Origin of the sequence: Subtercola endophyticus (assembly GCF_021044565.1) — a bacterium.
In the GTDB taxonomy this organism is placed as follows: domain Bacteria; phylum Actinomycetota; class Actinomycetes; order Actinomycetales; family Microbacteriaceae; genus Subtercola; species Subtercola endophyticus.
On the sequence record NZ_CP087997.1, the window covers coordinates 504,565 to 530,043 of the forward strand.

At 67.3% G+C, this 25,479-nt stretch carries 21 protein-coding genes and 1 pseudogene; 13 read left to right on the forward strand and 9 right to left on the reverse strand.

The features are described from left to right. Positions 1 to 48: 48 nt before the first annotated feature. On the reverse strand, positions 49 to 1,596 hold the full coding sequence (locus LQ955_RS02640; RefSeq protein ID WP_231026691.1) for a glycosyltransferase 87 family protein: 1,548 nt from the start codon (positions 1,594 to 1,596) through the stop codon (positions 49 to 51). A 39-nt stretch (positions 1,597 to 1,635) separates the two neighbouring features. On the opposite strand from LQ955_RS02640, the gene LQ955_RS02645 reads away from it, so the two are divergent. Next, positions 1,636 to 3,072 (forward strand): molybdopterin-dependent oxidoreductase, encoded by a 1,437-nt coding sequence (locus LQ955_RS02645; protein ID WP_231026692.1) that lies wholly within the window; start codon positions 1,636 to 1,638, stop codon positions 3,070 to 3,072. Further along, a complete protein-coding gene (locus LQ955_RS02650; protein ID WP_231026693.1) occupies positions 3,069 to 3,548 on the forward strand; it encodes a hypothetical protein in 480 nt (159 codons plus the stop codon). Before LQ955_RS02645 ends, LQ955_RS02650 begins: the two co-directional genes overlap by 4 nt. A gap of 83 nt (positions 3,549 to 3,631) precedes the next feature. Here LQ955_RS02650 and LQ955_RS02655 read toward each other — a convergent pair whose 3' ends face one another. The 3 genes from LQ955_RS02655 to LQ955_RS02665 all read right to left on the reverse strand — a co-directional run bounded on the left by LQ955_RS02655 (position 3,632) and on the right by LQ955_RS02665 (position 6,452). Next, positions 3,632 to 4,915 carry an LCP family protein gene (locus LQ955_RS02655; RefSeq protein WP_231026694.1) on the reverse strand — a complete coding sequence of 428 codons (1,284 nt, stop codon included), beginning with the start codon at positions 4,913 to 4,915 and terminating at the stop codon, positions 3,632 to 3,634. A gap of 128 nt (positions 4,916 to 5,043) precedes the next feature. Continuing rightward, positions 5,044 to 5,751 carry a methyltransferase domain-containing protein gene (locus LQ955_RS02660; protein WP_231026695.1) on the reverse strand — a complete coding sequence of 236 codons (708 nt, stop codon included), beginning with the start codon at positions 5,749 to 5,751 and terminating at the stop codon, positions 5,044 to 5,046. Next, on the reverse strand, positions 5,748 to 6,452 hold the full coding sequence (locus LQ955_RS02665; RefSeq protein ID WP_231026696.1) for a TIGR04282 family arsenosugar biosynthesis glycosyltransferase: 705 nt from the start codon (positions 6,450 to 6,452) through the stop codon (positions 5,748 to 5,750). The genes LQ955_RS02660 and LQ955_RS02665 overlap by 4 nt, the downstream gene beginning before the upstream one ends. Before the next feature lie 396 nt (positions 6,453 to 6,848). Here LQ955_RS02665 and LQ955_RS02670 point away from each other — a divergent pair, with 396 nt between their 5' ends. Further along, positions 6,849 to 8,462 (forward strand): HNH endonuclease signature motif containing protein, encoded by a 1,614-nt coding sequence (locus LQ955_RS02670; RefSeq protein WP_231026697.1) that lies wholly within the window; start codon positions 6,849 to 6,851, stop codon positions 8,460 to 8,462. Between the two features lie 45 nt (positions 8,463 to 8,507). On the opposite strand, the gene LQ955_RS02675 is transcribed toward LQ955_RS02670, so the two are convergent. Further along, complete coding sequence (locus LQ955_RS02675; protein WP_231026698.1) at positions 8,508 to 9,218, reverse strand: glycosyltransferase family 2 protein; 711 nt, start codon at positions 9,216 to 9,218, stop codon at positions 8,508 to 8,510. Then, a complete protein-coding gene (locus LQ955_RS02680; RefSeq protein ID WP_231026699.1) occupies positions 9,215 to 10,519 on the reverse strand; it encodes an NAD-dependent epimerase/dehydratase family protein in 1,305 nt (434 codons plus the stop codon). The genes LQ955_RS02675 and LQ955_RS02680 overlap by 4 nt, the downstream gene beginning before the upstream one ends. A gap of 268 nt (positions 10,520 to 10,787) precedes the next feature. Here LQ955_RS02680 and LQ955_RS02685 point away from each other — a divergent pair, with 268 nt between their 5' ends. Together LQ955_RS02685 and LQ955_RS02690 are read left to right on the forward strand one after the other, a co-directional pair. Beyond that, the gene (locus tag LQ955_RS02685) at positions 10,788 to 11,171 is read left to right on the forward strand and encodes a YidH family protein (protein WP_231028238.1); all 384 of its coding nucleotides are present in this window, start codon (positions 10,788 to 10,790) and stop codon (positions 11,169 to 11,171) included. Further along, complete coding sequence (locus LQ955_RS02690) at positions 11,168 to 11,539, forward strand: DUF202 domain-containing protein (protein ID WP_231026700.1); 372 nt, start codon at positions 11,168 to 11,170, stop codon at positions 11,537 to 11,539. Before LQ955_RS02685 ends, LQ955_RS02690 begins: the two co-directional genes overlap by 4 nt. A gap of 24 nt (positions 11,540 to 11,563) precedes the next feature. Here LQ955_RS02690 and LQ955_RS02695 read toward each other — a convergent pair whose 3' ends face one another. Next, a complete protein-coding gene (locus LQ955_RS02695; protein WP_231026701.1) occupies positions 11,564 to 12,547 on the reverse strand; it encodes a bacteriorhodopsin in 984 nt (327 codons plus the stop codon). Positions 12,548 to 12,555: 8 nt separating this feature from the next. Next, positions 12,556 to 12,897, reverse strand: a complete 342-nt coding sequence (locus LQ955_RS02700; RefSeq protein WP_231026702.1) for a DUF7882 family protein — start codon at positions 12,895 to 12,897, stop codon at positions 12,556 to 12,558. 179 nt (positions 12,898 to 13,076) lie between these two features. Here LQ955_RS02700 and LQ955_RS02705 point away from each other — a divergent pair, with 179 nt between their 5' ends. From LQ955_RS02705 to LQ955_RS02725, 5 genes are all read left to right on the forward strand, one after another. Beyond that, complete coding sequence (locus LQ955_RS02705) at positions 13,077 to 14,156, forward strand: AAA family ATPase (protein ID WP_390623424.1); 1,080 nt, start codon at positions 13,077 to 13,079, stop codon at positions 14,154 to 14,156. Position 14,157: 1 nt separating this feature from the next. Next, positions 14,158 to 15,540: a DUF58 domain-containing protein gene (locus LQ955_RS02710; RefSeq protein ID WP_231026703.1), complete on the forward strand. Its 1,383-nt coding sequence runs from the start codon at positions 14,158 to 14,160 to the stop codon at positions 15,538 to 15,540. Continuing rightward, positions 15,537 to 17,936 (forward strand): transglutaminase TgpA family protein, encoded by a 2,400-nt coding sequence (locus tag LQ955_RS02715; RefSeq protein WP_231026704.1) that lies wholly within the window; start codon positions 15,537 to 15,539, stop codon positions 17,934 to 17,936. The genes LQ955_RS02710 and LQ955_RS02715 overlap by 4 nt, the downstream gene beginning before the upstream one ends. Positions 17,937 to 18,120: 184 nt before the next feature. Beyond that, on the forward strand, positions 18,121 to 19,890 hold the full coding sequence (locus tag LQ955_RS02720) for an APC family permease (protein ID WP_231026705.1): 1,770 nt from the start codon (positions 18,121 to 18,123) through the stop codon (positions 19,888 to 19,890). 10 nt (positions 19,891 to 19,900) lie between these two features. Continuing rightward, positions 19,901 to 20,386 carry a peroxiredoxin gene (locus tag LQ955_RS02725; protein WP_231026706.1) on the forward strand — a complete coding sequence of 162 codons (486 nt, stop codon included), beginning with the start codon at positions 19,901 to 19,903 and terminating at the stop codon, positions 20,384 to 20,386. A gap of 116 nt (positions 20,387 to 20,502) precedes the next feature. Here the strand turns inward: LQ955_RS02725 and LQ955_RS02730 are convergent, their stop codons facing one another. Continuing rightward, positions 20,503 to 22,284: a glycoside hydrolase family 15 protein gene (locus LQ955_RS02730; protein WP_231026707.1), complete on the reverse strand. Its 1,782-nt coding sequence runs from the start codon at positions 22,282 to 22,284 to the stop codon at positions 20,503 to 20,505. A gap of 58 nt (positions 22,285 to 22,342) precedes the next feature. On the opposite strand from LQ955_RS02730, the gene LQ955_RS02735 reads away from it, so the two are divergent. The 3 genes and pseudogenes from LQ955_RS02735 (at position 22,343) to LQ955_RS02745 (ending at position 25,439) form a co-directional block, all read left to right on the forward strand. Beyond that, entirely contained in the window at positions 22,343 to 23,515 is a 1,173-nt protein-coding gene (locus LQ955_RS02735) for an acyl-CoA dehydrogenase family protein (protein ID WP_231026708.1), read from the forward strand. Then, positions 23,512 to 24,018: pseudogene (locus LQ955_RS02740) on the forward strand (gamma carbonic anhydrase family protein); the annotation flags it as partial. The gene LQ955_RS02735 and the pseudogene LQ955_RS02740, both read left to right, overlap by 4 nt. Before the next feature lie 137 nt (positions 24,019 to 24,155). Further along, complete coding sequence (locus LQ955_RS02745) at positions 24,156 to 25,439, forward strand: glycoside hydrolase family 3 N-terminal domain-containing protein (RefSeq protein ID WP_231026709.1); 1,284 nt, start codon at positions 24,156 to 24,158, stop codon at positions 25,437 to 25,439. Positions 25,440 to 25,479 lie beyond the last annotated feature (40 nt).

Consider the following 25,479-nt stretch of genomic DNA (forward strand, 5'->3'; position numbering starts at 1 on the left):
CTGGTGCCCGAAAAGGGTTGGAAATCCGTTTGCGCGTACAGGTTGCGCTCAGGTTCGATAGACCCGACGGTAATAGGTGCGATAGCCGAGGCCGGCGAGCACTACAACGATGGCCAGGGCGAAGGAGACTCGCGCGACGGCGAGCGTGGGAACAAGAAGCTGGGCCGTGAGGGCAGCCGGAACGGCCATCCACTCCCACCGCCGGCTGAGCACGACGAACGGAACGAGCAGCAAGGCGTACCACGAGTAGTGCGGGGTCACGACGAGCATCGTGGTGCCGATCATGACGACCTGGCCGAGCCAGGGGTTCTCGGGGTCGGTGCGCCGCCACACCAGCACGGCGGTCACGAGCAGCAGGATGCCCGCCAGCACGATGGCGACCGGCCCCGGTGCAACGATCGAGAGCAGCGCGAACCGGCTGCCGTCGTCGTAACCCTCTTCGGCGAGGTAGCCGGGCAGAAAGCCGATCACGGCGATTCCGGTGGCGAGAACGTAGGGCACGTACAACACCGCGAAGGTCAGCATGGCGGGAATGGCGACCTTCAGCGGATGCCGGCGCAGCAGCGCGGGGGCGCCGATCACCGGCACGAGCTTCACCGCGATCGACAGGCCGAGCACCACGCCGCCGACGATGGTGCGTGCTGTGCGTGCTGTGGCTGCGCGAGAGGTGGAGGCCGCGGGTGTGAGGGCGCCGGGGTCGCGCACCGCGCCGGGCGCCGATCCTCGCGCGACGAACAGCGTGGCGAGCAAGAGCAACAACGCCGCCAGGGCATCGACGTGGGAGTTCGTGACGGCCTCGGTCGCCACGAAGGGGCTGAAGGCCCAGAGGGCGGCCCAGCGGGCATCCATTCGCCGGCGCAGCAGAGCGAGCACGAGCACGATGCTGATGCCCACCGAGATCAGCGCGCCGGTGAGCTGAAACGGCCAGTACTCCGCGGTGGTCGGCACCCAGAACCGCACTCCGGCGAAGTACAGTTCGGCACCGGGCGGGTAGATCGTGTGCACCTGCGGGCGGTTGATGACTGTGCAGATGACCTGGAACGACGGCAGCGAGACCGAGCGCTCGATGCGCGGGCTGGTAGGGCACTGCGGATGCCCGGCGCTGTCGTTCACGGCGGGAACGAACAGCCAGGTCGTGCGAAACTGCGCCAGCGCGTCGTCGGCCGGAACGTACGTGTAGGGCGAGACGCCCTCGTTCTGCACCATGCCGTCGAGCGCGTACCGCGCGGAATCGGTGCTGGTGTTCGGCGGACCGGCCAGCGCGGCGCCCGAGAGCACGGCCGACCCGGCGATGATGAGCACGATGGCTGCTCGCCTCGGAACTCGGCGCAGCAGAAGTGCAACAGCGACGAACAGCAGCCACAGGGCGATCGTGTACCAGACGATTCCGCCGGCGTCGGAAGGATCGAAGAACCCGAGCGTCGAGACCGAGAGAACCGTGAGTGCTGCCATGACGGCGAGCACGAGCGCCGTCAGCGCGGTGAAGGCCCGAGCGTGCGGCAGCCGCGGTGTAGCAGTGCGGGGGGCGGCGTGGGGGCTGCTGTGCGGCTCGCCCGCAGGCTGAGCGTCGGCGCTCGGATCGCGGGTATCTGGCACGGCCCTATCTAAACACCCTGCCGCTCCGAATACGGGAACATGCAGCAACAGCCTGTGCGACGTCTGCTTCTGAACATGCAGCGGGCGGTCGCAGCCCCCACGCGTAACCCTCGGCTCGCCGTGGTGCTCGGCCGACTTCTCGCGACGGCATTTCTGATCTGCTTCGCCACGGGGCTCTACAGCCACTTCTTGCAGCAGCCGCTGCCGTGGATGCGCTTTCCCACGTGGCCGGCGAACCTCTACCAGGTGACGCAGGGCATCCACATCACCGCGGGCATCGCGTGTTTTCCGCTGATCTTCGGCAAGCTGTACACCGTCTTTCCGAACCTCTTTCAGACGCCGCCAGTAACGGGGCTCAAGGGCCTGCTCGAGCGCGGGTCGATCGCGCTGTTCGTCGGAGCCTCGCTCGTCGAGATCGTGATCGGGCTGCTCAATACGTACCAGTTCTACCCGTGGCCGTTCGGGTTTCGCGAGACGCACTTTGCGCTCTCGTTCGTCATCATCGGGTCGCTGGCCATTCACATCGGGGTGAAGCTGCCCATCATCGCGACGTACTGGCGCAAGCGCGACGGGTACGCGCCGGCTCTCGCGCAGTCAGCCGAAGAGCAGGCGCTGGTGGATGCTCCGCTCATCGACGCCGTACCGCCGGCCCTGCAGGCGGCACCCGGTGTGCGGCAGGCCGCGGGCCTCACCGGGCGGCTGTTCCGCTGGATCGACTCGACGCCGTCGCTGGATGACGTTGCGCCCGAAGACGTTGCGCCCGAAGAGGTGGTGGCCGAAGAGGTGGTGCCCGAAGAGGTGGCGCTCAGCGAGACAGCGCCGGCCGACGGCATCGACCCCGATCTGCAATCGGATGCGACGGAGCCCCAGTCGCGGGCATCCGTCAGCCGACGTGCGTTTCTGATCACGATCGGTGCGTCGGTGGCTGCAGTCGTTCTGCTCACCGCCGGTCAGTCGTTCGCTTTTCTGCGCCCGTTCAACGTGTTCGCGCCGCGCGAGAAGGGCATCGGCCCGAACCAGTTGCCGATCAACCGCACGGCGGCGGCGGCGCAGGTCACGAAGACGGCCGTCGATCCCGCGTGGGTGCTGACCGTGTCGAACGGGTCGCGCTCGCAGACGTTCTCGCGGGCATCCCTGCTCGCCCTGCCGCAGACCACGGTCGACCTGCCTATCTCGTGCGTGGAGGGGTGGAGCCAGATGGCGACGTGGAGCGGCGTGCGCCTGCAGAGTCTCGTCGCCATGGTCGGGGCGAGCCCTGACTCGGCGCTCACCCTGACGAGCCTCGAGAAAGAGGGCGGTTACCGTGTCACGCAGATGGGCTCGGAGTACGTCAGCGACCCCACGACTCTCGTTGCTCTCACGCTCAACGGTGAGACGCTCGACATCGACCACGGGTTTCCGGCACGCATGATCGCGCCCGGCCGGCCCGGAGTGCTGCAGACCAAATGGCTGAGTTCGCTGGAGGTAACCTCGTGACCGAATCGCGACTGACCGAACCGCAGATCGTCGTATCGCCGGCGATGGCGCGAGTGCGGGTGCTGCTCATCGGCGCGGGTGCGGCAGTGCTGGTGCTCGGCGCCGTGGTGCTTTTTGCGCTGCAGAGCCCCATGGCCATTCTCGGTGTCGTGGCGTGGTTGCTCGGTGCGATCATTCTGCACGACGCCGTGCTGTCGCCCATCGTGCTCGGCGTCAGCGTGCTGGCCCGGCGCGCCGGGCGCCGGGTTTCGCGCGTGGTGCTGCTGATCATCCAGGGTGCCGTCATCGTAGGAGCCATTCTGACGCTGCTCGTGGTGCCCGAGATCTACGCCAAGACGCTAGGCCCGGCGCCCACCGTTCTGCCGTTCGACTACGTTCTACGGCTCGCGCTGATGTGGCTCGCCCTCATCGTGGTGACCGCCGCCGTCTGCGTGCTGTACCTGCGCCGCGCTCGCGCTACGGCCGCCCGCGGTTGAGTTCGCGCGTCGTTTTCGGCCGCAAAAAGCCTCGGAATGCGGCCAAAACCGACGCGCGAAACGGGTGACCGGATGCCCGCGAGCTAGTTGTTGCCGACGGTGCAGGTCTCTTCGGCCGCCGTCTGCCCGCTCACGTTGGTGGGCAGCGCCACCGAGGTGTCGGTCGGAGTCGGAGTCGAGGTGTCACCCGGCGTCGCCGTGTCGGTGGGCGTCGTCGTGTCGGCCGGAGCCGACGTATCGGTCGGGGCGGGCGTCGCGGTCGTCGACGGATCGGCTACCGCCGCGCGACCCACGCCACCGGTCAGCGTCAGCGGCGAATCGCTCGCCAGCGCCGCATTCAGCACGGCGACCGAGGCATCATCGGCGATGACGCGGTTCACATCGTCGGGGTCGGTGATGACCGGATACTGCACGAAGACGAGATTGCTCAGGCTGACGTTCTTGAGTGCGAGAGCGATCGCGACCATGGCCGCCGGGTCTTTCAGCGTGGTCGAGAAGGTCATGTTCTCAACGGCCGCGTTCGCCAGCGAGAACAGCGCGATGGGGTTCGCCAGCACGCCGGCGCTGGTGATCTTGCGCATCAACGCCGAGAGAAAGACCTGCTGGTTGCTGATGCGTCCGAGGTCGCTGCCGTCGCCGACACCGTGTCGGCTGCGCACGAACGCCAAGGCCTGGTCGCCGACCAGCGTCTGCTGACCGGCCGCGAGGTCGAGGCCCGTGAACGGGTCGGTGACCGCTGTCGCGAGGCACACGCTGACACCGCCGACAGCATTCGACATGGCGATGACGCCGTCGAAGCTGATCTCGGCGGCATACGCGATCTTGAGTCCCGTGAGCGCTTCGGCCGTCAGAACGGTGCACGCTAAGCCCCCACGCGAAAGGGTGGTGTTGAACATCGCCGCGTCGGTTCCGCTGACGGTACCGCCGTCACCATTCGGGTCGGGGCAGTCGGGAACCGCGGTGATGAGGTCACGCGGAATGCTGATGACCGTGGCGTTCGTGTGGTCTGCCGAGATGTGCAGCACCATCGTCACGTCGTTATTACCCGCACCAGATGATGCGTCTTGGTTCGCCGCGTCACTGAACGCGTCGCCCTGGTCGGTTCGCGTGTCGGTTCCGGCCAGCAGCAGGTTCACGCCGCCCTCGATGGCGCCGACACTCGGAATAGCAGCGGCCGTCGCGTTGGGGTCGGCGAGCTGGATGCCCGGGCCGATCTTGCTCAGCGTCTGGTACACAGCGATCGCAGCGACCGACGTCGAACTCACCGCGAAGACCACGACGACGGCCACCAAGATCTTCAGAAAGGTGCCGATGGGGCTCTGAGAGGGGCGTTTCGAGTGCTTGAGCGGCGAGTGTGGGGAAGTCATATGCGTCGGCCGGAATGCCCTCTCGTTACGGTCGGTGATTTCACCATGTTGCCGTACGAGCGTATGAATTTCGGTTCAAACAGGCGTTTCCGCTGCAAATTCCTTGACAAGTCCCAGTTTTTGCGATGTTACGAGCGCATCAGTCTCGCGAAGCTGCGACCCTGTCGCTGCCAGCTCTCGCTCACCCGCAACCCGGCACCGGATGCACGGCGTTCCAACGCCGTCACGCCGATCTCGCTCCAGGGAAAGAGGTCGCTTGCGGTTCCGTCGTCTCCGACGACGCGGCAGTCGAAGGAGCGATCCAGCTGCGGATCGTTGTGCACCTCGACGAGCGCGCATCCGGTGGCAGAGAGCAGCTCTGCGCACCGCCGCAACAGAGCGGAGGGATCGCCGCCGATACCGATGTTTCCGTCGACGAGAAGCACGGTCATCCACTCGCCTTCGTGCGGCAGTGTGTCGAAGACCGACGCGCGCAGGGCGGGGATGCCCGACCTCCGTGCGAGGTCGACGGCGGCCTGCGACACATCGACGCCGAGGGCGGCGTATCCGATGGTCAGAGCGGCCGCCACCATACGACCGGGGCCGCAGCCGATGTCGAGCAGCGGGCCGGAGCCTTCTTCGATGAGGCTCATGTCGGTGGCGTCGGCGCCGCTGCTCCAGCGGCGAACATCCATCACCGCGGTGTCGACGAGACGGTCGTCGGCCACCAGGCGCAGCAGCCCGCTGTTCTGCAGGGCACGCGTGTAGGGCTCGCCGCCGCCGCTGCCGAAGGTGGCTGGGGAGGGCGCGGCTCCGGTCACGGGCGTGATGCCGGTCACGGGCGTGATGCCCGTCACGGCCGCGCCGCCGTGTGGGCGACGACCGGGCGGGTGGCCGGTGCGGGCACGAGTTCGGGGGCGCGCACGGCCGCGGCGAACGCCCGCGCGAAGCGTGAGTGCGGCGCGAGGGCGGCGACGTCGACCGCATCGGCGAACGTGTCAACATCGATCAGCTCGGAGAGCAGCGACACCTCGAGACCAGCGTCGAGCAGGCGCTCGAGCTGAACGCGCCCGGTGTTGTGCTGTGACATGGCGACGCCGCGGATGTGGTCGCCGTCGGGGTGGGTCATTCCAAGCGCCCAGAATCCGCCGTCGTTCGCGAACCCGAGCCAGGCGCTGGCCGCATCGCCGTGCTGTGCGGCCAGCTGCATGCCCCGTGCCGCCGCATTCAGGTCGGCCGCGGTCAGCTGGGGCGTGTCCATGCCGACGAGAAGCGTCGGCCCCGTGCACTGGTCGAAGATCGCGGCGAGCCGGGTGTCGAGACCGCCGCAGGCCTGCTGAATGATTTCGAAGCCATCTGCCTCGTCGGGAGCGTTGTCTGGGTTGCCGTCGAAGGCCAGAATCCGACGAGTCGCCGCAATGTGATTGACGGCTTCGAGGGTGTCGGTGAGGCTCGCGAACGCTACGGATGCGGCCTGCTCGTAACTCAAAGCGGGCGTGAGCCGGGTCTTCACTCGGCCGGGAACGCACTCTTTGGCGATAACGACAACGGTGAGCATGGTGTCTCCTGACGATTGATGAAGAACACCTGCATGCATCCCTCGGCATATGTTCGGAGCGGAGATGGGGATGGATGGTTCGGCCAGCGGTCACTGTGCAAACGCACAGGGAGCGGGGAGGAGATGGCTCTCGAAACCCTCGCCGTTCGCCATTTCGCGCTCGTTCGATCGTTGGTGCAATCGCACGCTCTTGGTGACCGTCTCGGGGAGGTGACGGGCGGGTTTCGGTGTCGGTGGGTGGTGGTATTTGTGGTGGTGCGGTAGGTCGTTTGGTGGCAAGCCCGGTAGGGCGCGGCAGCCCGGGATGCCCGGGGTGGGTGTTTCGGGGTGCGGATTCCCGTGGTGCGGTGCCACTTTGGTAATGAGAATACCTCGGTATTGTGGTATGATCGGTCTATGTCCGCAACACCTCCCAACACCCCTGGCAGCACCGCCGGCGGCCCCCACGATCCCGACGTGGCCGATGCCGCGCGGGTGTCGTTGGGTGTGCTGTTGGCGGAGGCGGCCCGGGCGTGTGGTGAGTGTGGGGTGTTCCGGGCTGCCGCGCCCTGCGGGCTTGCCGACGAAGAATTGTTGGCCGGTCTGGTTGCGGTGGAGCGGCTGGGCAGGCTGGTAGACGGGTTACGTACGCAGGTGGCCGGAGATGTCGCCGACCGCAGCAGACACGAACTCGGTGAAGAGTCACTCGCACGCAAACAAGGGTTCGCGAACGCCGTCGAACTGATTGTCGCGTCAACGTCGGTGTCGCGGTCGACAGCTCGGGCGCGAACGAAGCTCGGTGCGCAGGTGCTGCCCTCGGTCGTGGTTGGGATGCCTGTCCCGTCGCAGTTCCCGGAGGTCGAAGACGCTCTGCGGTCGGGTCTGATCGGTGTCGACACCGCCGACGCGATCGTTCGCCCGCTGTCGGAGGCTGCGCCGAACTGCGGCACCGAGGAGATCCGTGCGGTCGAGCGGCGACTCGTTGAGTGGGCTGTTGACGGGGTCGGTGGGGTGGGGTTCGGTGCGGATGATATTCGTGGGCTCGCTGTCCGGGCGAGAGAGTCGCTCGACGCTGACGGCGCCGAACCGCGGTACAAAGACTTGGAAACGAAACGCGGTCTGACATTCTCGAACACCCGCTCAGGGTGCATCCGTGTGAACGGGGTGTTGACGCCGGAGCAGGGCGGGGTGTGGATGGCGGTTGATCACGCGATCTCCAGCCCCCGCGTCGCCGGACACATCCCGTTCGACCCCGGCACACCCCATGCCGACACGGGAGCCGGCACCCTCGCCGCCACCACCGCCACGGCCACCGCCATTGATGCTGACGCTGAGGCGGTGGCTGATGCGGAGGCGGTAGCGGTGGATACGCGTACTTTGCCGCAGCGTCGGGTGGATGTGTTCACGGAAGTCATCCGGGTCGCCGCAGGCTTGTCGGGGATGCCGCAGATCAACGGTGCACGGCCGGTGCTGAACATCCACGCCACCCTCGACGACGTCGTCAGTGGGCGTGGGGTGGGCTGGATCGACGGCATCGACGAACCCGTGCCCGCGTCCGTTGTCGCGCAGACTCTCTGCCACGCCGACATCGTCACGACCGTGTTCGGAGCGCACGGGGAAGTGCTGCACCTCGGGAAAACGAGGCGCCTGTTCAGTGCCGCGCAGAACCGTGCGTTGGCGAATCGTGATGGCGGGTGTGTGTGGAAGGGCTGTAACCGGCCCCCGCAGTTCTGCGAGAGCCACCATGTCGTGGACTGGAAAGACGACTCCCACATGCTTGGTGTGACGGATGTGTGTAACGGGGCGTTGTTGTGCAAGTTCCACCACAACCATCTCCACACGGCCGACTGGCGGCTGGTCATGGTGGATGGGGTGCCGCATCTGATTCCACCGAAATGGGTCGACCATCAACAACGACCCCAGAGATGCCGACAAACATCAGACCGCCTCACCAACCCCGACCCACCGACGGTCTTCAACCCACGAAAACGCGGCGCACCCCCGCGCCCGAGATTCACCGACGCCGAATAGCCGACGGGCGCCCCCGCGCCGAAGGCCAAGCCCCCGCGCGCAGAGTCAAGCCTGGCCGCCCCCGCGTTTGACGGCAGCCAACAGGCGCGACATGTCGTTGATGGCGACGATGGTGCCGCGAAGGGTACCGGTGACTTTGGAACGGCCGACTCGGGGCGAGTACGAGGTGTCGAGCTCGGCGATGCGCCATCCGGCAGCGGATGCTCGCAACACCATCTCGAGCGGATACCCGCTGCGGCGATCCTGCAGTTCGAGCGTGAGCAGAGGCTCACGCCGAGCGGCACGCATGGGACCGAGGTCGTGCAGGCGAATGTGGGCACGCACGCGAATCAACGTGCTCAGCGCGCGGTTGGCCAGCCGCGCGTGCAGCGGCCAGGATCCCCGGGTGGTCGGCCGGCGACGACCGAGCACAAGATCGGCCGTGGCGTCGCCGGTCAGCAGGGCGACCAGGCGCGGGAGCTCGGCCGGATCCATCGAGGCGTCGGCGTCGCAGAAGGCCACGATCGGCGCGGTGGCGGCGAGCAGGCCGGCGTGGGCGGCCGAACCGAAGCCGCGGCGGGATTCCGTCACGACGAGGGCGCCAAGATCGCGGGCGACCGCTGCCGAGTCGTCGGTCGAGCCATTGTCGACCACGATCGCACGGTAGCCCGGGGGCAGGCGGCCGAGCACCCAGGGCAGCGCGGCGGCCTCGTTGAGGCACGGCAGAATCACGTCGACCAACGCCAGTCCACCGGTCGCCTCGCCGGTGTCGCTCACGAGCTGACCGCGGCGCGCAGGGGAGCCGTCGCGAACTCGCGCATGCCGTCGTCGAACGACATGGTGGGGTGCCAGCCGAGCTCGCTCCGCAGCCGTTCAGATGATGCGGTGATGTGCCGAACGTCGCCGAGCCGGAATTCGCCGGTGAACACGGGTTCGGGGCCGCCCGCGAAGCGGCTGAGCGCGGTGGCCAGGTCGCCGATGGTGTGCACGTCGCCGCTGCCCACGTTGTAGGCGCGAAAGCCGGGCGCATCCGCCATAGCGCCATTCGCCGCGCCGCCATCTGCCGCGCCGCCATTCGCGGCGCCCGCGTCGGTGCCCATCGCGTCTGTGCCCATCACTTCTGCGCCCATCACGCCCGCGCCACCGCCGGTCGCGTCGATCGCGGCGAGGTTTGCGCCCGCGATGTCTCGCACGTGCACGAAGTCACGGCGCTGGTTGCCGTCTTCGAAGACCCGAGGCGCTTCGCCCCGCTCGAGTGCGGAACGGAACAGCGACGCGACTCCTGCGTAGGGCGTGTTCTGCGGCATTCCCGGCCCGTAGACGTTGTGGTAGCGCAGGGCGATCACGCGTCCGCCCGTCGAGCGCGCCCATGCCGAGGCGAGGTGCTCCTGTGCCAGTTTGCTCGAAGCGTAGACGTTACGGGGGTCGAGCGGGTCGTCTTCGTTGATGAAGTCGGGGGCGAGCGCTTCTCCGGTGACGGGATCGACGGGGTCGAACCTGCCCGCTTCAAGATCTGCGATTCGTCGAGGAGCCGGGCGCACGGCACTCGACGCGGGTGTGCCCACGGCAGCGGCGCCTGCGCCAGAAGCGTCGTCGACGGTGGATGCCCGGCGGTACTTTCCCTCGCCGTAGACCACCATCGACGAGGCCAGCACCAGCCGCTTGAGGCCGGCGCGCGCCATCGCCGCCAGCAGCACCGCGGTGCCGAGGTCGTTGCTCGCGACGTAGTCCGGTGCGTCGGAGAAGTCGACACCGAGGCCCACTTTCGCCGCCTGATGGCTGACGACGGTGACGCCCTGCAGGGCATCCGCCACGGCCGCAGGGTCGGTGACGTCACCGAGCCGGAAGTCGACCCGCGGGTCGGCGAACGGGCTCACGAACGGGCTCACGAACTCGGTGCCGGTCGCGGGCTGCGCTGCGTGCACGTCGGCGCGCAGGTTGTCGAGAACGCGAACGCGCCAGCCGGCCTCGAGCGCCTGGTTCACGATGGCTCCGCCGATGAACCCCGCTCCGCCGGTGACGAGCAGGAGGCCGCGATCACTCGTGATCGTGGTCGCGTCGGCGGGGGTAGACACCATAGCCCCACCGTAACAGGGCGCCGAGTTTCGGCAGTGGGTCGCCGAAGGGGTTGCGCAAAGGGTTGCACAGGTGGCCGGGCGGGCAGGGGGCCCGGCGGTGCACCCGTGCACCGGTGCGCCGGTGGCGCGCGGCCGTCACGACCGACGACAATGGGGGAGTGATGTCACCGTGACCGAACCTGCCGACGAGACGCCGCCTGCCGCTGGGCCCACGCCGCCCCTGGGCGAGGCCTCACTCGTGCAAGCCGACGCGGTGCAGGCTGGCGCGGTGCAGCCCGATGCGGCTCGCCGGTTTCCGCAGGGCGTCTACGGTGTGGGTGACGAGCCCGACCCGCGCTTCTCCTTGGCGAATGAGCGCACGTTTCTCGCCTGGATCCGCACGGCTCTCGCCCTCATCGCGGCCGGTGTCGCGCTCGAGGCCTTCGGGCTGTCGCTCAACTCCGGGTTTCGGCTCGTTGCTGCGCTTGTGCTGATCGTGGCGGGCATCCTCACCCCGTTGCAGGCGTGGTTCGGCTGGATGCGCACCGAAAAGGCCCTGCGTCAGAACCGCCCGCTGCCCGCGCCGGTTGTGGCCGGGCCGCTCGGCGTCGCCGTTATTCTCGCCGGACTGCTGGTGGTTCTCGGGCTGCTGTTCGCGAGCGGCCAGCCGTGAGTCGTGCCCGCTCGCTCACCGACGCGCCTTTCGACCGGGGACTCCAGGCCGAGCGAACGGCGTTGGCGTGGCGGCGCACTGCTCTCTCGCTCGCACTCGGTTCGCTGGCCGCAGCCCGCGTGCTCGCGGCCGCCTTCGGCCTCTGGTCGTACGCGATCGGGATGCTCGGCTTGGCCGCATCGGCACTTTTCTTGTTCTCAGCCGATCGTCGCTACCGCCGAGCGCACGAATCGCTTGTCGCCTCGTCGGCAGCGCCCACGGGAGCTCGGCTCGCATCGGGCGGACTGCTTCTGGCGGCCCTGACCGTCATCGCTCTTGCGGCGGCAGTGCTGGGTACGATCTTCGTCATCGTCGCCGCAACACGCTGAGCCCGAAACACGCTGAGTAGCCGGTCAGAGCCCCGGGATGTCGTCTTCGGCGTCGCGATTGACGATGTCGTCGGGCGCGACATACGGCTGCGTCGATGCCACGGCCGCGCTCATCGGCGGCCGGGCCTGCCGCGGATGCACGTGGGCTCCTTCGGCGAGGTGCACCTCGAGCGGCTGACCCGCGTCTGACTGTTTGACCGACGAGATCCAGATGGACTCCGCATGCACATCGTCGCCGGCGCGCACGTCTTCTGCGGTGCGCAGTTTCGCCACCCGCTGGATGAGCGTGCCGAATCCGAGCTTCACGATCACGTCGGCCGAGCACAGGGCGATCTGCATGGTCGCGGCCCAGCCGCCACCGGTGCCGAAGATCTGGATGACGAAGACGGCCGGGTAGACGATCCAGCCCGACAACAACAGAATGGTCGCGTTGCGCATCAGGCGCGCGGCGGTCGGCGTGACACCGGGGAGTGAACGTACAACCGCATGAATCAAGATCACATTCGTGAGAATCCAGAAGACGCAGCTGATGCCGCCCCAGATCAGCAGCGTGGCCGTGTCGATTCCGCCGTTGATGACGATCGCACCCAAGAAGCCGCAGAAGATCATCGCGAAGGCGCTGGCGCCTGCGAGAAACTGCGCACGGCGCGCCGCGACACCGATGAGCGTGCAGACCGCGAGCAGCTCGAAGGTGAGCAGGGGAACGCTGACCGACCACTCCATGTAGCGCAACGACCAGAGAGACTGAGCCCCGTCGGTGGGAGCAAAGCCTCCCGGGGTCTTCGTGTACGCGGTTGCGAACGTGAGCAGCAGAAACAGATAGGTGAGCGTCGCGACAGCGGTGATCGAGAGCCGGGCGACGACGGCCGGGCGAAACCGCGAGCCGACTTCGCTCTGCGTTATGACGCTGCGCACGAATCCCGCGAACAACGCCAGGGTCGCCACGGTCAAGAAATAGAAGACGAGCTGGTGCTCGGCGTCGGTGAGGGGCGCTTGCCAGGGTGCCATCGTGCCTCCTACGAACGGCCGCGCGGCGCGGACGGCGTCGTGTGGCCGGCGGTGCCAGGTTCCGGTAAGAAAAAGAGGCCCGACCCGCTGTTGGCCGATTCCATCAAAATGTCGATCCACTCGCGATTGATGGCGGGCACCCGGCTGCCGTAATAGCGGTAGTACAGAGTGCTCGAGGGATCGAGCCAGATCGAACTGCGCCCGCTGCCGATGTCGGCCGAGTCGTTCCACGAGAAGACGAAACTCTCGCGGCGCCGGAGTTTCGCGGTGATCACGATCTGCAGATGCTGGAGAGCCCGGTCGTCGAAGCTGATCTCGATGCTCGGGCTGCCGTAGAGCAAGAGCCCCACTAGTTCGTCGCCTTCATACGTCAAAAATACGCGGGCCGACGAGCGCAGAAGCGCAGAAGCAGGGGGACTTGTGCTAAACCGGTCGCCGCCGATAATGTTTCTGGCTCACTGCGGAGTTTGCCGGGATACAATCATGCGCACACACCGGAGGTGGCACGCACTATGACCAACGTGGCAGCATGACCAACATGGTTGGACAGCAGTCGTCAGGCGCCTCACGGCGCCCTGGCGCAGTGCTGGCGCAGGCCGGCCCCGATGGGCTGACGGAGTTCGGTGAACTCTCCTCGGCCATCCTGGCCAACCTGCAGCGGGTGATCAACGGTAAGAGTGAGATCGCTCGGCTCTCGCTCGTCGTGCTCTTGGCCGAGGGCCACCTTCTCGTCGAAGACGTGCCCGGGGTCGGCAAGACCACGCTGGCGAAGGCGCTGGCGCGGTCGGTCGGCTGCTCTGTGAGCCGCATTCAGTTCACCCCCGACCTGCTGCCGTCAGACGTCACGGGGGTGTCGATCTACAACCAGCACGAGCGCGAATTCGAGTTCAAGCCCGGTGCCGTGTTCGCGAACATCGTCATCGCCGACGAGATCAACCGCGCGTCACCCAAGACCCAATCGGCTCTGCTCGAGTGTATGGAGGAGCGCCAGGTTTCGATCGACGGGCAGACCTACTTTCTCGACGCGCCGTTCAGTGTTGTCGCTACGCAGAACCCCATCGAGATGGAGGGAACGTACGCGTTGCCCGAAGCGCAGCGCGACAGGTTCATGGTGCGCGTCTCGATGGGTTACCCCGATGCCAAGGCAGAGCTCGCGATGCTGCACAACCGTGAGTTGCAAAGCCCGCTCGACACCATCGACGCCGTCGTCACGCGCGAGCAGCTGATGCACATGATCGAGGTCGCTCGCAGCGTCTTCGTCTCGCCCGCCGTGGAGCAGTACGCGGTGAATCTCGCTCAAGCGACACGAAAAGACCCCGACATCCGGCTGGGCGTGAGCCCGCGGGCCACCCTGCACCTGGTGCGTGCGGCGAAGGTCTCTGCCGCACTCGACGGGCGCGATTATGTGCTGCCCGACGATATCGACGAGCTGGTCATCCCGGTTCTGGCGCACCGCGTTCTGCTCACCAGGCGGTCGCTGGCCGACAACCGCGCGGGCGGAATCGGTGCCGGGGGTTCCGGCAGCGGTGCAAATCGTGCGGTCGACGAGGTGCTGCGGCGCATCGTGGCGAACACCTCCGTACCGCTCGTGGCGGCCCGGAAGGCCTGAGATGGCCGCCGCCGCTCGCCTTTTTCGCCGGCTGCCGCGGCTGACGCTTCGGGGCTGGGCATTCCTCGTGACCGGAATCGCCGTGTTTGTGGTGATGGAGGTGCTGCAACGGCGCGAGTTCGCGTTCGTCGGCATCTTCCTCGTGGCTCTGCCGGTGCTGGCCGCGTTCGGGGTCTCGCTCTACCGACTTCCCTTCACCGTTGAGCGACGGTTCTCGCCAGAATTGGCCGCCGCGGGAAGCGTCGTCGCCGTTCGGCTGATCGTGCGTAACTGGGGCAGCATGCCGGGGCCGGAAGGTGCCTGGTTCGACGCTGTTCCGGCGCCCCTTAGGGCAACGGCACCGGAGTCGTTGAAGCGCATTCGTGGCTTCCGCTCGTCGGCGACCGAGGCGCCAGAAGCGGTGTCGCTCGGTTACGAACTCGATGCCGGGCACCGCGGGCAACACGCGATCGGGCCCTTCACCCTGCTCATCACCGACCCGTTCGGCATGGCGGTTGGTCGCCGGCGGGTGGGAGGAACGGACGTGCTCACCGTGACGCCCTCGACCGTTCCCTTGCCGCACGGAGCTCTGCGCCTCGCCTCGGGCTCCGGGTCTGCCCGGCAGTCGCGCCGGCTGGGCGCGGGCGGCGAGCACGACGTCATTTCGCGCAAATACCAGACGGGCGACTCGATGCGCCGGGTGAACTGGTCGGCGACGGCGCGGTTCGGCGAACTGATGGTGCGTCAGGATGATCAGCAGAACGATCAGCACGCGGTGGTCATTCTCGACTCGGCTTTCACCAGCTATGCCGGCAGCTCGCATACCGGTAGCGCGCACGCCGGCAGCACGGTTGCGCCTCCTTTTTCTCGTGAGTTCGAATGGGCCGTCTCGATGGCGGCCTCGATCGGATTGCACCTGGTGGGCGAGGGCTTTCACGTACGCATGATCGACTCGTCAGACGTCGCGGTGAAGAGTCACGACGATGCTGCTGTCACGGTTGCTTCACGGCGAGCCGGTCACTCCAACGGGCAGCGGTTCGAACCGCACTCCGGTGACGAAGCTCTGCTTCTGCACACGGCGCACTCTGCGCTGATCGACGCGTTCGAGGTGGATTACCGCGTGGCGCTGTCGCACAACGACGGGGGAGCACTCGATCTGCCTCCCGTTTTCGCCGTTGTGGGTGATCTCTCGGCGCCCTCGGCGCGATCGCTGGCGGCGTCGGCTCGGCTCAGCTCGGGCGCGGTGGCCATCATCGTGGTCGAGCCCGTGCACGGCGATCCGGCCTGGGCGCTCGACCTGCGCGACGAACTCGAAGCCGGCGGGTGGGTCGTGAACATCGTTCACTCCGATGAAGCGCCCTCGGTCGCCTGGGGCAGCCTCGACGGCGAACGGCTCGTGCTGTGAGCGCAACGCTCCGGCCGCACGACCTGCCCGCGCGCGCCGACGCTTCGGCCTCTCGCCGGGGTTCCGCGGCACCGGGCTCGTCGAAACAACGTCGCGGCGCGCGACGAGACGCATCCGCCCCACCGTCGCGAGCACGCGAAGCGGCCCTAGCGCCGGTGCTCTTTCTGCTGCTGGTGCTGCCGCTCGGCGGAATCGGCTCTCTTCTTTCGGGCGACAACTGGTGGTGGAGCACCGCGTTCGTCACCGGTGTGGTGCTCGCCGTCGCGGCCCTGACCCGCCTGTTCCGCGTGCCCGGAGTGGTTCCATCGCTCGCGGCCTTCGTCGCCTGGGTCGTGACCATCACGGTGATGTTCGCTCCCGACGAGGCGCTGTTCGGAGTGCTGCCCAGCTTCGACACCCTGCGCACGATTCGCGGCGGCCTCGCCGACGCGGGCGCCTCCATCGCGGTGCAGAGCATTCCGGCCGATCCCGTGACGTCGATCGTCGCCCTGCTCGGGCTGTCGTTCGGTCTGCTGGCCTTGCTCGCCGACGCGCTCGTCTTCGCCGTGCGGATGCCCGCCCTCGCCGGACTCGTTCCGCTGGCGATTCTCAGCGTGCCCTACGCGATTCACCAGCAGGTTTTCGACACCACGCTCTTCGCCTTCATCGCCGCGCTCTATCTGCTGTTGTTGTGGCTCACCTCGCGCTTCGGCGTGGCTGCACGCCTTCCGGAACCGCCGAGCATCCGCGGCGGTATCCGAGCCGGTCGTAACGGCCTGCGCGCCGTGCTGTCGGGGGTGCTCGCCATCGCCTTGGCCATCGTTCTGCCTGCGGTGACCCCGGGGCTCACGCCGGAATCGTTCCACACGCCCCTCGCCGCCCAGCTGCCTTCGGTGTATTCGAGCGGCGTCGACCCGACCATCCAGCTCAGCCTCGATCTGCGGCGTTCGAATCCGGTGTTGTCGTTGTCGTACACGACCACGTCGACGAGCGGGCTCTACCTCAAGCTGGTGAACATCGACGACTTCACCGATGGCGCCTGGCAGCCCGAGAGCACTGATGGGTCACACGCGCTGGCGTCGGGTCTGGATGCCCCCGACGGCCTCGCGAGCGACGTCACCACGTCGAACATCACCACCTCGGTGCAGGTCAGCGGGCTGCGCAGCGACTGGCTGCCCTTGCCCTACCCGGCCACTGCTGTGAGCGGGTTGAGCGGAGACTGGACTGTCACTCCCGGCAGCCTCACCGTGACCAGTGTCGACAACAATTCTGACGGGCAGAACTACTCGGCGACGAGCCTCGATCTGCAGCCGACCGCGGCGCAACTCGAATCGGCTGACCCGACGGTGCCCGAGGCGCTGTCGAGCTTCGTCGCTCTGCCCGACGACATCTCGCCGTTCATCCGCAATACCGCGCGCAGCGTGACGGCGGGCGTGTCTTCGAACTACGACAAGGCCGTCGCGCTGCAGAAGTACTTCACCTCGGGAGCCTTCACGTATTCGGTGACCGCACCGGTCGAGGGTCACTACGACGGCGGAAACTTCGCCGCGGTGGCGACGTTCTTATCGGCGAAGAGCGGCTACTGCATCCACTTCGCCTCGGCCATGGCGGTGATGGCCCGCACGCTGGGAATTCCGGCACGCATCGCGATCGGCTACCACCCCGGCAACCCGAAGTCGACGCAGGCCGACGGTACGACGAGCTACGACGTCTACAGCGACCAGCTCCACGCCTGGCCGGAGCTGTGGTTCGCCGGTATCGGCTGGCTGTCGTTCGAGCCGACCCCGGGACTCGGGCTGGTTCCGCCGGCGTACTCGCTGGCCAACTACGCGGCGGTTTCGGCGACGGCACCGACGCGCGACAGTGCCGGCAGCACTGCGGCACCCACCACGCCGAAGGCGAAGGCGCTCACCGACCCCACGGCCGGACAGGTCGTCGACCCGCAGGTGCAGGCGGCCGAGCAGGGCCGGGCCTGGCTGATCGCTCTTGTCGTCGTGGTTCTCGTCGTGCTGTTGGCTGCGATTCCCGCGGTGGTGCGTAGGTCACGGCGCTGGCGACGCCTCCGCGCGATGATGCGCTCCGAGAGCCCGGCAACGCTCGGCTGGGCCGAGGTCGCCGACACCCTCAGCGACTATCGGTTCGAGGTGGTGCAGGGCGAGACGGCCCGAGCCTTCGCGGCGCGGGTGGGCAATCTCTACCACATGCCCCCCGAGCCGGTCGCCGACCTGCTTCGGGCGGCTGAACTGGAGCAGTTCGCGCGGGCGGGAGCCGGCACGCTCAGCGCCGAGCGGCGAGCCGAGCTGGTGGCCGACGTGCGTCGCATCCTCACAGCGGTGAGCGCTCAGGCGAGCACCTCAGACGACCGCAAGGCCGTACTGCTGCCGCTTTCGCTGTGGGCGCGCATGCGCGCGTTCTAGAAGACTGCCAGCACCGGCCCCGTCGGAGGTGTCGTTCGAGAGGTCTGCAGCCATGGTCAGTGTCGATCGAATCGGCACGGCAACAGTTTTCACAGAAGGAGCGCGCGCGAAACACTTTCTCGTGTAGATTCTTGCCAATCTCACGCCTCGTGAGGGGTTTGATGCTCTCAGAACGGCGGACATCATGACGACTGTGCCAGCGAATTCGGCTTCGACCAGCGGCGGGGGCGCGTCGGGAGGCAGCGGCCCCGGTGCATCCGGCAGCGGCGGTACGGTCGACAGCAAGGGCCTCAAGACGGGATCGCTCGGGCTGGTCTCGAGCATCGTGGTCGGCATGTCGTCGACCGCCCCGGCGTACAGCCTCGCGGCGAGTCTCGGGCTCATCATCGCCACGGGCGGCACTCTGCTGGCCGGGGTGAAGGCTCCGGCGATCGTTCTGCTCGCCTTCATTCCGATGTACTTCATCGCTGTGTCGTACCAAGAACTGAACAAGGCCGAGCCCGACTGCGGCACCACCTTCACCTGGGCGGCGCGCGCTTTCGGGGCGAAGACCGGATGGCTCGGCGGGTGGGGCATCATCGCGGCCGACGTCATCGTCATGGCGAACCTGGCGCAGATCGCCGGGTCGTACTCGTTCACGTTTCTCGGCGAACTGGGCATACCCGGCATCGCCGATCTGTCGACGAACACCGTGGCGACGACGCTGGTCGGCGTGGCCTGGATCGCGATCATGACCTTCATCTGTTATCGCGGCATCGAGGTATCGGCGCGCCTGCAGTACTTCTTGCTGGGCTTCGAGGTGATCATCCTGATCGTCTTCGCGGTGTTCGCCCTCGTGCGGGTCTACTCCGGCACGGCCGAATCGTATTCGCTGATTCCGCAGCTCGACTGGTTCTTGCCCACGGGGCTCGACTTCGGCACCATCATCGCTCCCGCGCTGCTGACCGGCATCTTCATCTACTGGGGCTGGGACACCGCAGTAGCCTGCAACGAAGAGAGCGACGACCCCGGCAAGACGCCCGGGCGCGCCGCGGTCATCTCGACTCTGCTGCTGCTGGCCACCTACGGCATCGTCTCGGTGGCGACCGTCGCCTTCGCGGGTGTGGGCACCGATGGAATCGGCCTCGGCAACCCCGACAACTCGGCTGACGTGTTCAGCGCCATCGGCAGCCAGCTCTTCGGTGACTCGCCCATCGGCGTGATTCTCATGCTGCTGCTCTCGGCGACCATTCTGACCTCGGCCGCGGCGTCGACGCAGACCACCATTCTGCCGACCGCGCGCACCGCCCTCTCGATGGCCGCGTACAAGGCCATTCCCGAGAAGTTCGCGCGCATCCACCCGAAGTTTCTGACGCCGACTTGGGCGACGGTGGCGATGGGCGTGATCTCGGTCGCCTTCTATCTGCTGTTCACCTTCATCAGCCCGTCGCTGCTGTTGGCGCTGATCGGCTCGGTCGGTCTGATGATCGCGTTCTACTACGGTCTGACCGGATACGCGTGTGCGTGGTTCTACCGCAAGACGCTGACGACGTCGTTCCGCAACTTCATCATGCGCGGGGTCGTTCCGTTGCTGGGCGGCCTCATTCTCACCGCCGTCTTCATCTTCGGGTTGTACAACTACGCGCAGCCCGACTGGCTGGTCGACGACGACGGCAACAACGTGACGATCTTCGGAATCGGCGCCGTTGCGGTGGTCGGCATTGGAGCCATGATCATCGGCGCGGTGCTCATGGTGATCTGGTGGCTGCGGGCGCCCGACTACTTCCGCGGCAAGACGCTCGAGAAGCGCTCCGACGACCTGGTGCTCGCCCAGCCCGATCTGTTCGTGCCGACGCTCGGGCTGCCCGATTCGGGCGACCGCCCGGTGATCATCGCACCTGACCTGTCTAACCTGCCGCCGGGTGCGAAAGCGGTCAGCACCGAAACCGGCGAGGAGTTCACGCGCGGGGAGTAGTGTGCGGCCTATGGCAAAACTCGCAGAGATCGGTACCCCCGCCCCCGACTTCACTCTTCCCGGCCTCTTGCTCGGCAGTGACGGCACGGTGACCCGAGCCGACTACACGCTGAGCGCGGCGAAGGGCCGGCCGCTGGTGCTCGCCTTCTACCCGGGCGACCAGAGCAAGGTCTGCACGGCGCAGTTGTGCTCGTATCAGTCCGAGCTCGCCGAGTTCACCGAGATGGGCGCCGAGGTATGGGGAATCAGCCCGCAAGACCTCGAGAGCCACGAGAAGTTCGCTCTCAAAGAGCGGCTGGAGTTTCCGCTGCTCGCCGACCCGGGCCTCGTGTCGGCGAAGGCGTTCGGCATCACGGCTCCGGTGCTCGGCCTGCGCCGCGCCGTTTTCGTGATCGACGCGGAGGGCATCATCCGCTGGAAGCACGTCGCCGTCGTCGGCGCCACTTTTCAGAGCGCGAGCGTCATCCGCGAGCAGATCGTCGCGCTCGCGGCGTAGAACGGCGGCTTAGAACACGGCGTAGAACACGGCCTCAGGTGCGAGACCGGGCGATGTCGGCATAGCGCCGGCTCAGCGCCGGCTCAACGCTGGGTCAGCGCGGGGTCAGCGCGGGGTCAGCGCTGGGTCAGGGCATCCGCTGCCCGAACGAGCGCCAGGTGCGAGAGCGCCTGCGGGGTGTTGCCGGCCTGCCGACCGGCCGTCACGTCGTACTCCTCAGAGAGCAGGCCGACGTCGTTGCGCAGGGCGAGCAGCCTCTCCATGAGCGCGATCGCGTCGTCGGTGCGGCCGGTCTTCGCGTACTGCTCCACGAGCCAGAAAGAGCAGGCGAGAAACGGATGCTCGCCGGCGGGCAACCCGTCGACCCCCGTCTCGGTGCGGTACCGCATCAGCAGCCCGTCGCGCATGAGTTGCTTCTCGAGCGCGGCGACGGTTCCGAGCATCCGTGGGTCGTCGTAGGCGAGGTAGCCGACCTGCGCCAGTTGCAGAAGTGAGGCGTCGACGGCCGTGCCGTCGAAGACCTGAGTGTACGTGCCGAGTTCTGTGTTGAATCCATGCTCTTCGATGGCGTCGCGCACCTGAGCTCGAAGCGTTCGCCAGGTTTCGACGGGCCCGCGCATGCCGTGCTCTTCGACCGCTCGTACTCCTCGGTCGAGGGCCGCCCAGATCATCACGCGCGAGTGGGTGAAGTACTGGTTCTCGCCCCTGATCTCCCAGATACCGGAGTCTTTGCGGTCGATATTCTGCTCGGTGAACCCCAGCAGGGCGCGCTGTAGTGCCCACGCGTCGAGGCTCTGCTCGGCGCCGGCTTCGCGCGCCTTGTGCAGGCCGACCATCACTTCGCCGATGACATCGGCCTGGTATTGGTCGACAGCGCCATTGCCGACCCGAACCGGCGACGCCCCTTCGTACCCCGGCAGAGTCGTGATCTCGCGTTCGGGCAGCCAGCGCTCGCCGGCGATGCCGTACATGATCTGCACATCGTTCGGGTCACCGGCAATGGCGCGCAGCAGCCAGCCCTGCCAATCCGTGGCCTCGGTCTTGAACCCGTGGTCGAGCAGCACCATCAGCGTGAGCGAAGCATCGCGCAGCCAGACATAGCGGTAGTCCCAGTTGCGCTGACCGCCGAACGACTCAGGCAGCGACGTGGTCGCGGCCGCGACGATTCCACCCGTGTCTTCGTGGGTGAGCGCCCGCAGCACGAGCAGCGAACGGATGACCGCGGATTTGTACGGGCCGTCGTGCGTGCTGTTCGATCCCCAGTTCTCCCACCAGTCCGTGGTGTCGGCCAGCACGCGGTCGACGTCGGCCGGAACCGGCAGCGGTCGGTGCGAGGGGAACCACGTCATCACGGTGTCGACGGTCTCTCCTTCGGCGATGGTGAAGTCGCGACCGTGGGCGTGGTTGCGCGGGGTGAGTTCGGGGCCGCGAAAGACGAGTGCGTCGGGTCCCGCGATGGCCACCAGGGAGTTGCGGGCATCCGCCCCCTCGCCCTCGGAGATCTGGCGTACCCACGGAATCGCGCTGGAGTAGGCGAAGCGCATGCGCAAGTCGACGGTCATCTCGACGCTGCCCGACACGCAGCGAACCCGGCGCACGAGATCGGCGCGGCGATCGCCGTGCGGCATGAAGTCCGTGACCTCGACGACACCAGTCGAGGTGGTCCAGATGGTCACGAGGTTGAAGGTATTGCCCGTGTACTCGCGGCGGGAGTGCGCGTTCGGGTCGGTCGGGGCGATCAGCCACCGCCCGTGGTTCTTGTCGCCGAGCAGGGCGCCGAAGGTCGAGGGGGAGTCGTAGCGCGGCAGGCAGAGCCAGTCGATGCTGCCGTCTTTGCCCACGAGTGCTGCCGTATGGCAATCGCTGATCAGTGCATAGTCTTCGATGGGGAGTGCCATGTCACCATCTTGCCCGCTCGACCTGCGCGCGCCCGGTATCTGCACCTAGGCTTGACGGGTGAGTTCGAACCCGGGTTTCGAAAGTGTCAGCATCGTCAGCGATGAGCTGCTGCAGCGCATCCGCTCGCGCGCCGCCGGGTACGACGAAGCGAACGCCTTCTTTTTCGACGACCTCGCCGAACTGCGCGACGCCGGGTACCTGCGGATGTTCGCTCCCACCGCGATCGGCGGTCTCGGTTTCGGGCTCGAACGTGTGGCCCGCGAGCAGGTGCGGCTCGCGACGGCGGCACCCGCGACGGCCCTCGCCCTCAACATGCATCTCGTCTGGACGGGCGTCGCCAAGACGCTGCTCGACCGCGGGGACGACTCGCTGCTGTTCGTGCTGCGCGAGGCGGCCGAAGGTGAGCTTTTCGCCTTCGGCAACAGCGAGGCCGGCAACGACCTCGTGCTGTTCGGCTCGAAGACGCGGGCCGAACCGCAGCCCGACGGCGCCTACCGGTACTACGGAACGAAGATCTTCACGTCGCTCTCGCCCGCCTGGACTCGACTGGGTATCTTCGGGCGCGACGACTCGGCTCCGGATGCTCCGCTGCTCGTGCACGGATTCATCACCCGTGACACCCCCGGTTACACGATTCTCGACGACTGGAACACGCTCGGCATGCGTGCCACCCAGAGCTCGACCACGGTGCTCGACGGCGCCGAGGTGCCTGCAGACCGCGTATTTCGAAAGCTCCCAGCGGGCCCGAGCGCCGACCCGCTGATCTTCGGCATCTTCGCGAACTTCGAGATTCTGCTCGCCGCGGTGTACACCGGCATCGGCGAGCGCGCCCTCGAGCTGGCGGTCGAGGCGGCCAAGCGGCGAACGTCGATGAAGAACGACGGGCGGGCGTATTCCGACGACCCGGACATCCGCTGGAAGATCTCTGAGGCGGCCATCGCGCAAGACGGCATCTACCCTCAGCTCGACACTCTCGCCCGCGATGTCGACCAGCTCGCGAATCACGGGGCACAGTGGTTCCCGCGGCTCGTCGGGCTCAAGGTGCGCGCCACCGAGAATGCGCGATTCGTCGTAGATCAGGCCCTTCGTGTGTCGGGTGGATCGTCGCTGTCGGCGTCGAGCGAGCTCGGCCGGCTGTACCGCGACGTGATTGCGGGTATCTTTCATCCATCTGACGGGGAGTCCGCGCACTCCACCGTCGCCAATGCCTGGTTGGGGCCGATCGCATGACCATCATCTCCTTCGATGGAAACACCCCGAAGATCGACGCCACCGCCTGGGTCGCTCCCTCGGCCACGCTGATCGGGCAGGTCACGCTGGCCGCAGAGTCGAGCGTCTTTTATGGGGCCGTGCTGCGTGCCGACACCATCGGCATTTCGCTGGGCGCCGGCAGCAATCTGCAAGACAACGTGGTCGTGCACGCCGACCCCGGCTTTCCGGCGAGAATCGGCGCCGGTGTGAGCGTCGGTCACGGCGCTGTGGTGCACGGCTGCACCATCGGCGACAACACGCTGATCGGCATGAACGCGACCGTGCTCAACGGGGCGGTGATCGGTGAAGAGTGCCTGATCGCGGCGGGTGCGCTCATTCTCGAGGGAACCGTCGTTCCGGCCGGATCGCTCGTGGCCGGAGTCCCCGGCAAGGTGCGGCGCGAGCTGACCGCCGAGGAGCGGGAGGGCGTTCGAGGTAACGCTTCACGTTACGTTGCGATGAAGACCCGGCACCGCGATCTGGCGGTCGAGGTGACCGAGGCCGCGAGCGTCGGCGGCGCTGCGGGCGGCGGCGCTGCCGGCGCATCAGCCGGCAAATCTGCCGGTACCGGCTTCGTCGGCGACGGGTCGGCCGCCGGAGTGAGGCCCGGAGAAGTCGGGTGAGGGTTCGCCGTCTTCGCAGAGCGCGCCCGGCGGTTGCCGTGCTCGCTGCTGCGGTGATGGTGTGTCTGGCGGGATGCGCCACAGCGGGCGGCTCTGCGACGGGTTCGGCAGGCGCGACGGCGGTAGCAGGCGCAGCGGATTCGACACCCTCGGCGACGGATCGGGCATCCGGTGGCGAAACAGGCGTCACCGAAACCGGACTCGGAAGCCAAGCCGGAAGCGCAACTCCCGCACCCACGCGGTACCTGCCGACACCCGCCGAACTCGACCGCACCTTCGCGACCACGCGGATGAGGTCGATGAGCTTGGCCGACAAGATCTCGACGATGTTCATGGTGGAGATCTCGGGAACCGACCCGGCGCCGATGCAGGCCTATCTGCAGGCCGACAAGCCCGGCGGGTTCTTGCTGCGGGCCGACAACGTTCCGGCGTCGGCCGAGGCCCTCGGTGCTCAGCTCTCGGGCATCTCGCTGTCGCCGGGGCTCAGCCCGCTGATCTCCATCGACGAAGAGGGCGGCGACGTGGCTCGACTGCCGCAAGACACGCTTCCCGGCGGCGAGTTGCTGCGGTCGATGCCGGTGAGCTCGACGACCGACGCCTTCACGAAGCGCGCGGCACTGCTGAAGCAGGCCGGGGTTTCGGTGAACTTCGGCACCATCGCCGATGTCACGGCCGACCCGAACTCCTTCATCTACGACCGCGTGCTCGGAACCGACGCCGAGGCGGCCAGCCAGCGCGTCGCCGCTTCGGTGGCCGCCGAGCAGGGGGTGGTGTTCTCGACGCTCAAGCACTTTCCGGGCCACGGCGAGACCGAGGCGAATTCGCACACGACTATTCCGAGCACCGACCTGCCCGTCGATCAGTGGGCGGTTCGGGATGCCCCGCCCTTCGAGGCCGGCATCGCCGCCGGGGCGGAGCTGGTGATGTTCGGGCACCTCGAGTACACCAGCGTCGATTCCGTTCCCGCGACCCTCTCGGTGCGCTGGCACGAGATGCTGCGCGGTCAGCTCGGATTCACCGGGGTGGCGGTCACCGACGACATGCAGATGCTCGAAGATTCGGGTCAGCCGCAGTACGCCGATCGCACGACGAACGCGATCGCCGCGATTCGAGCGGGCAACGACCTGTTGCTGTACAACAACGACATCGATCTGCCGCCGCTGGTCGCCGCCATCGCGGCTGCCGTGCAGGCGGGGCAGATCTCCGTGGAGCAGATCGACGCGTCGGTCGTACGCATACTCACGCTGCAGCGGCAGGCGTGGCAACGCAGCCACGCGTGACGAATGTCAGGTGTCGCTCGTAAACTCGACATCGAACAGG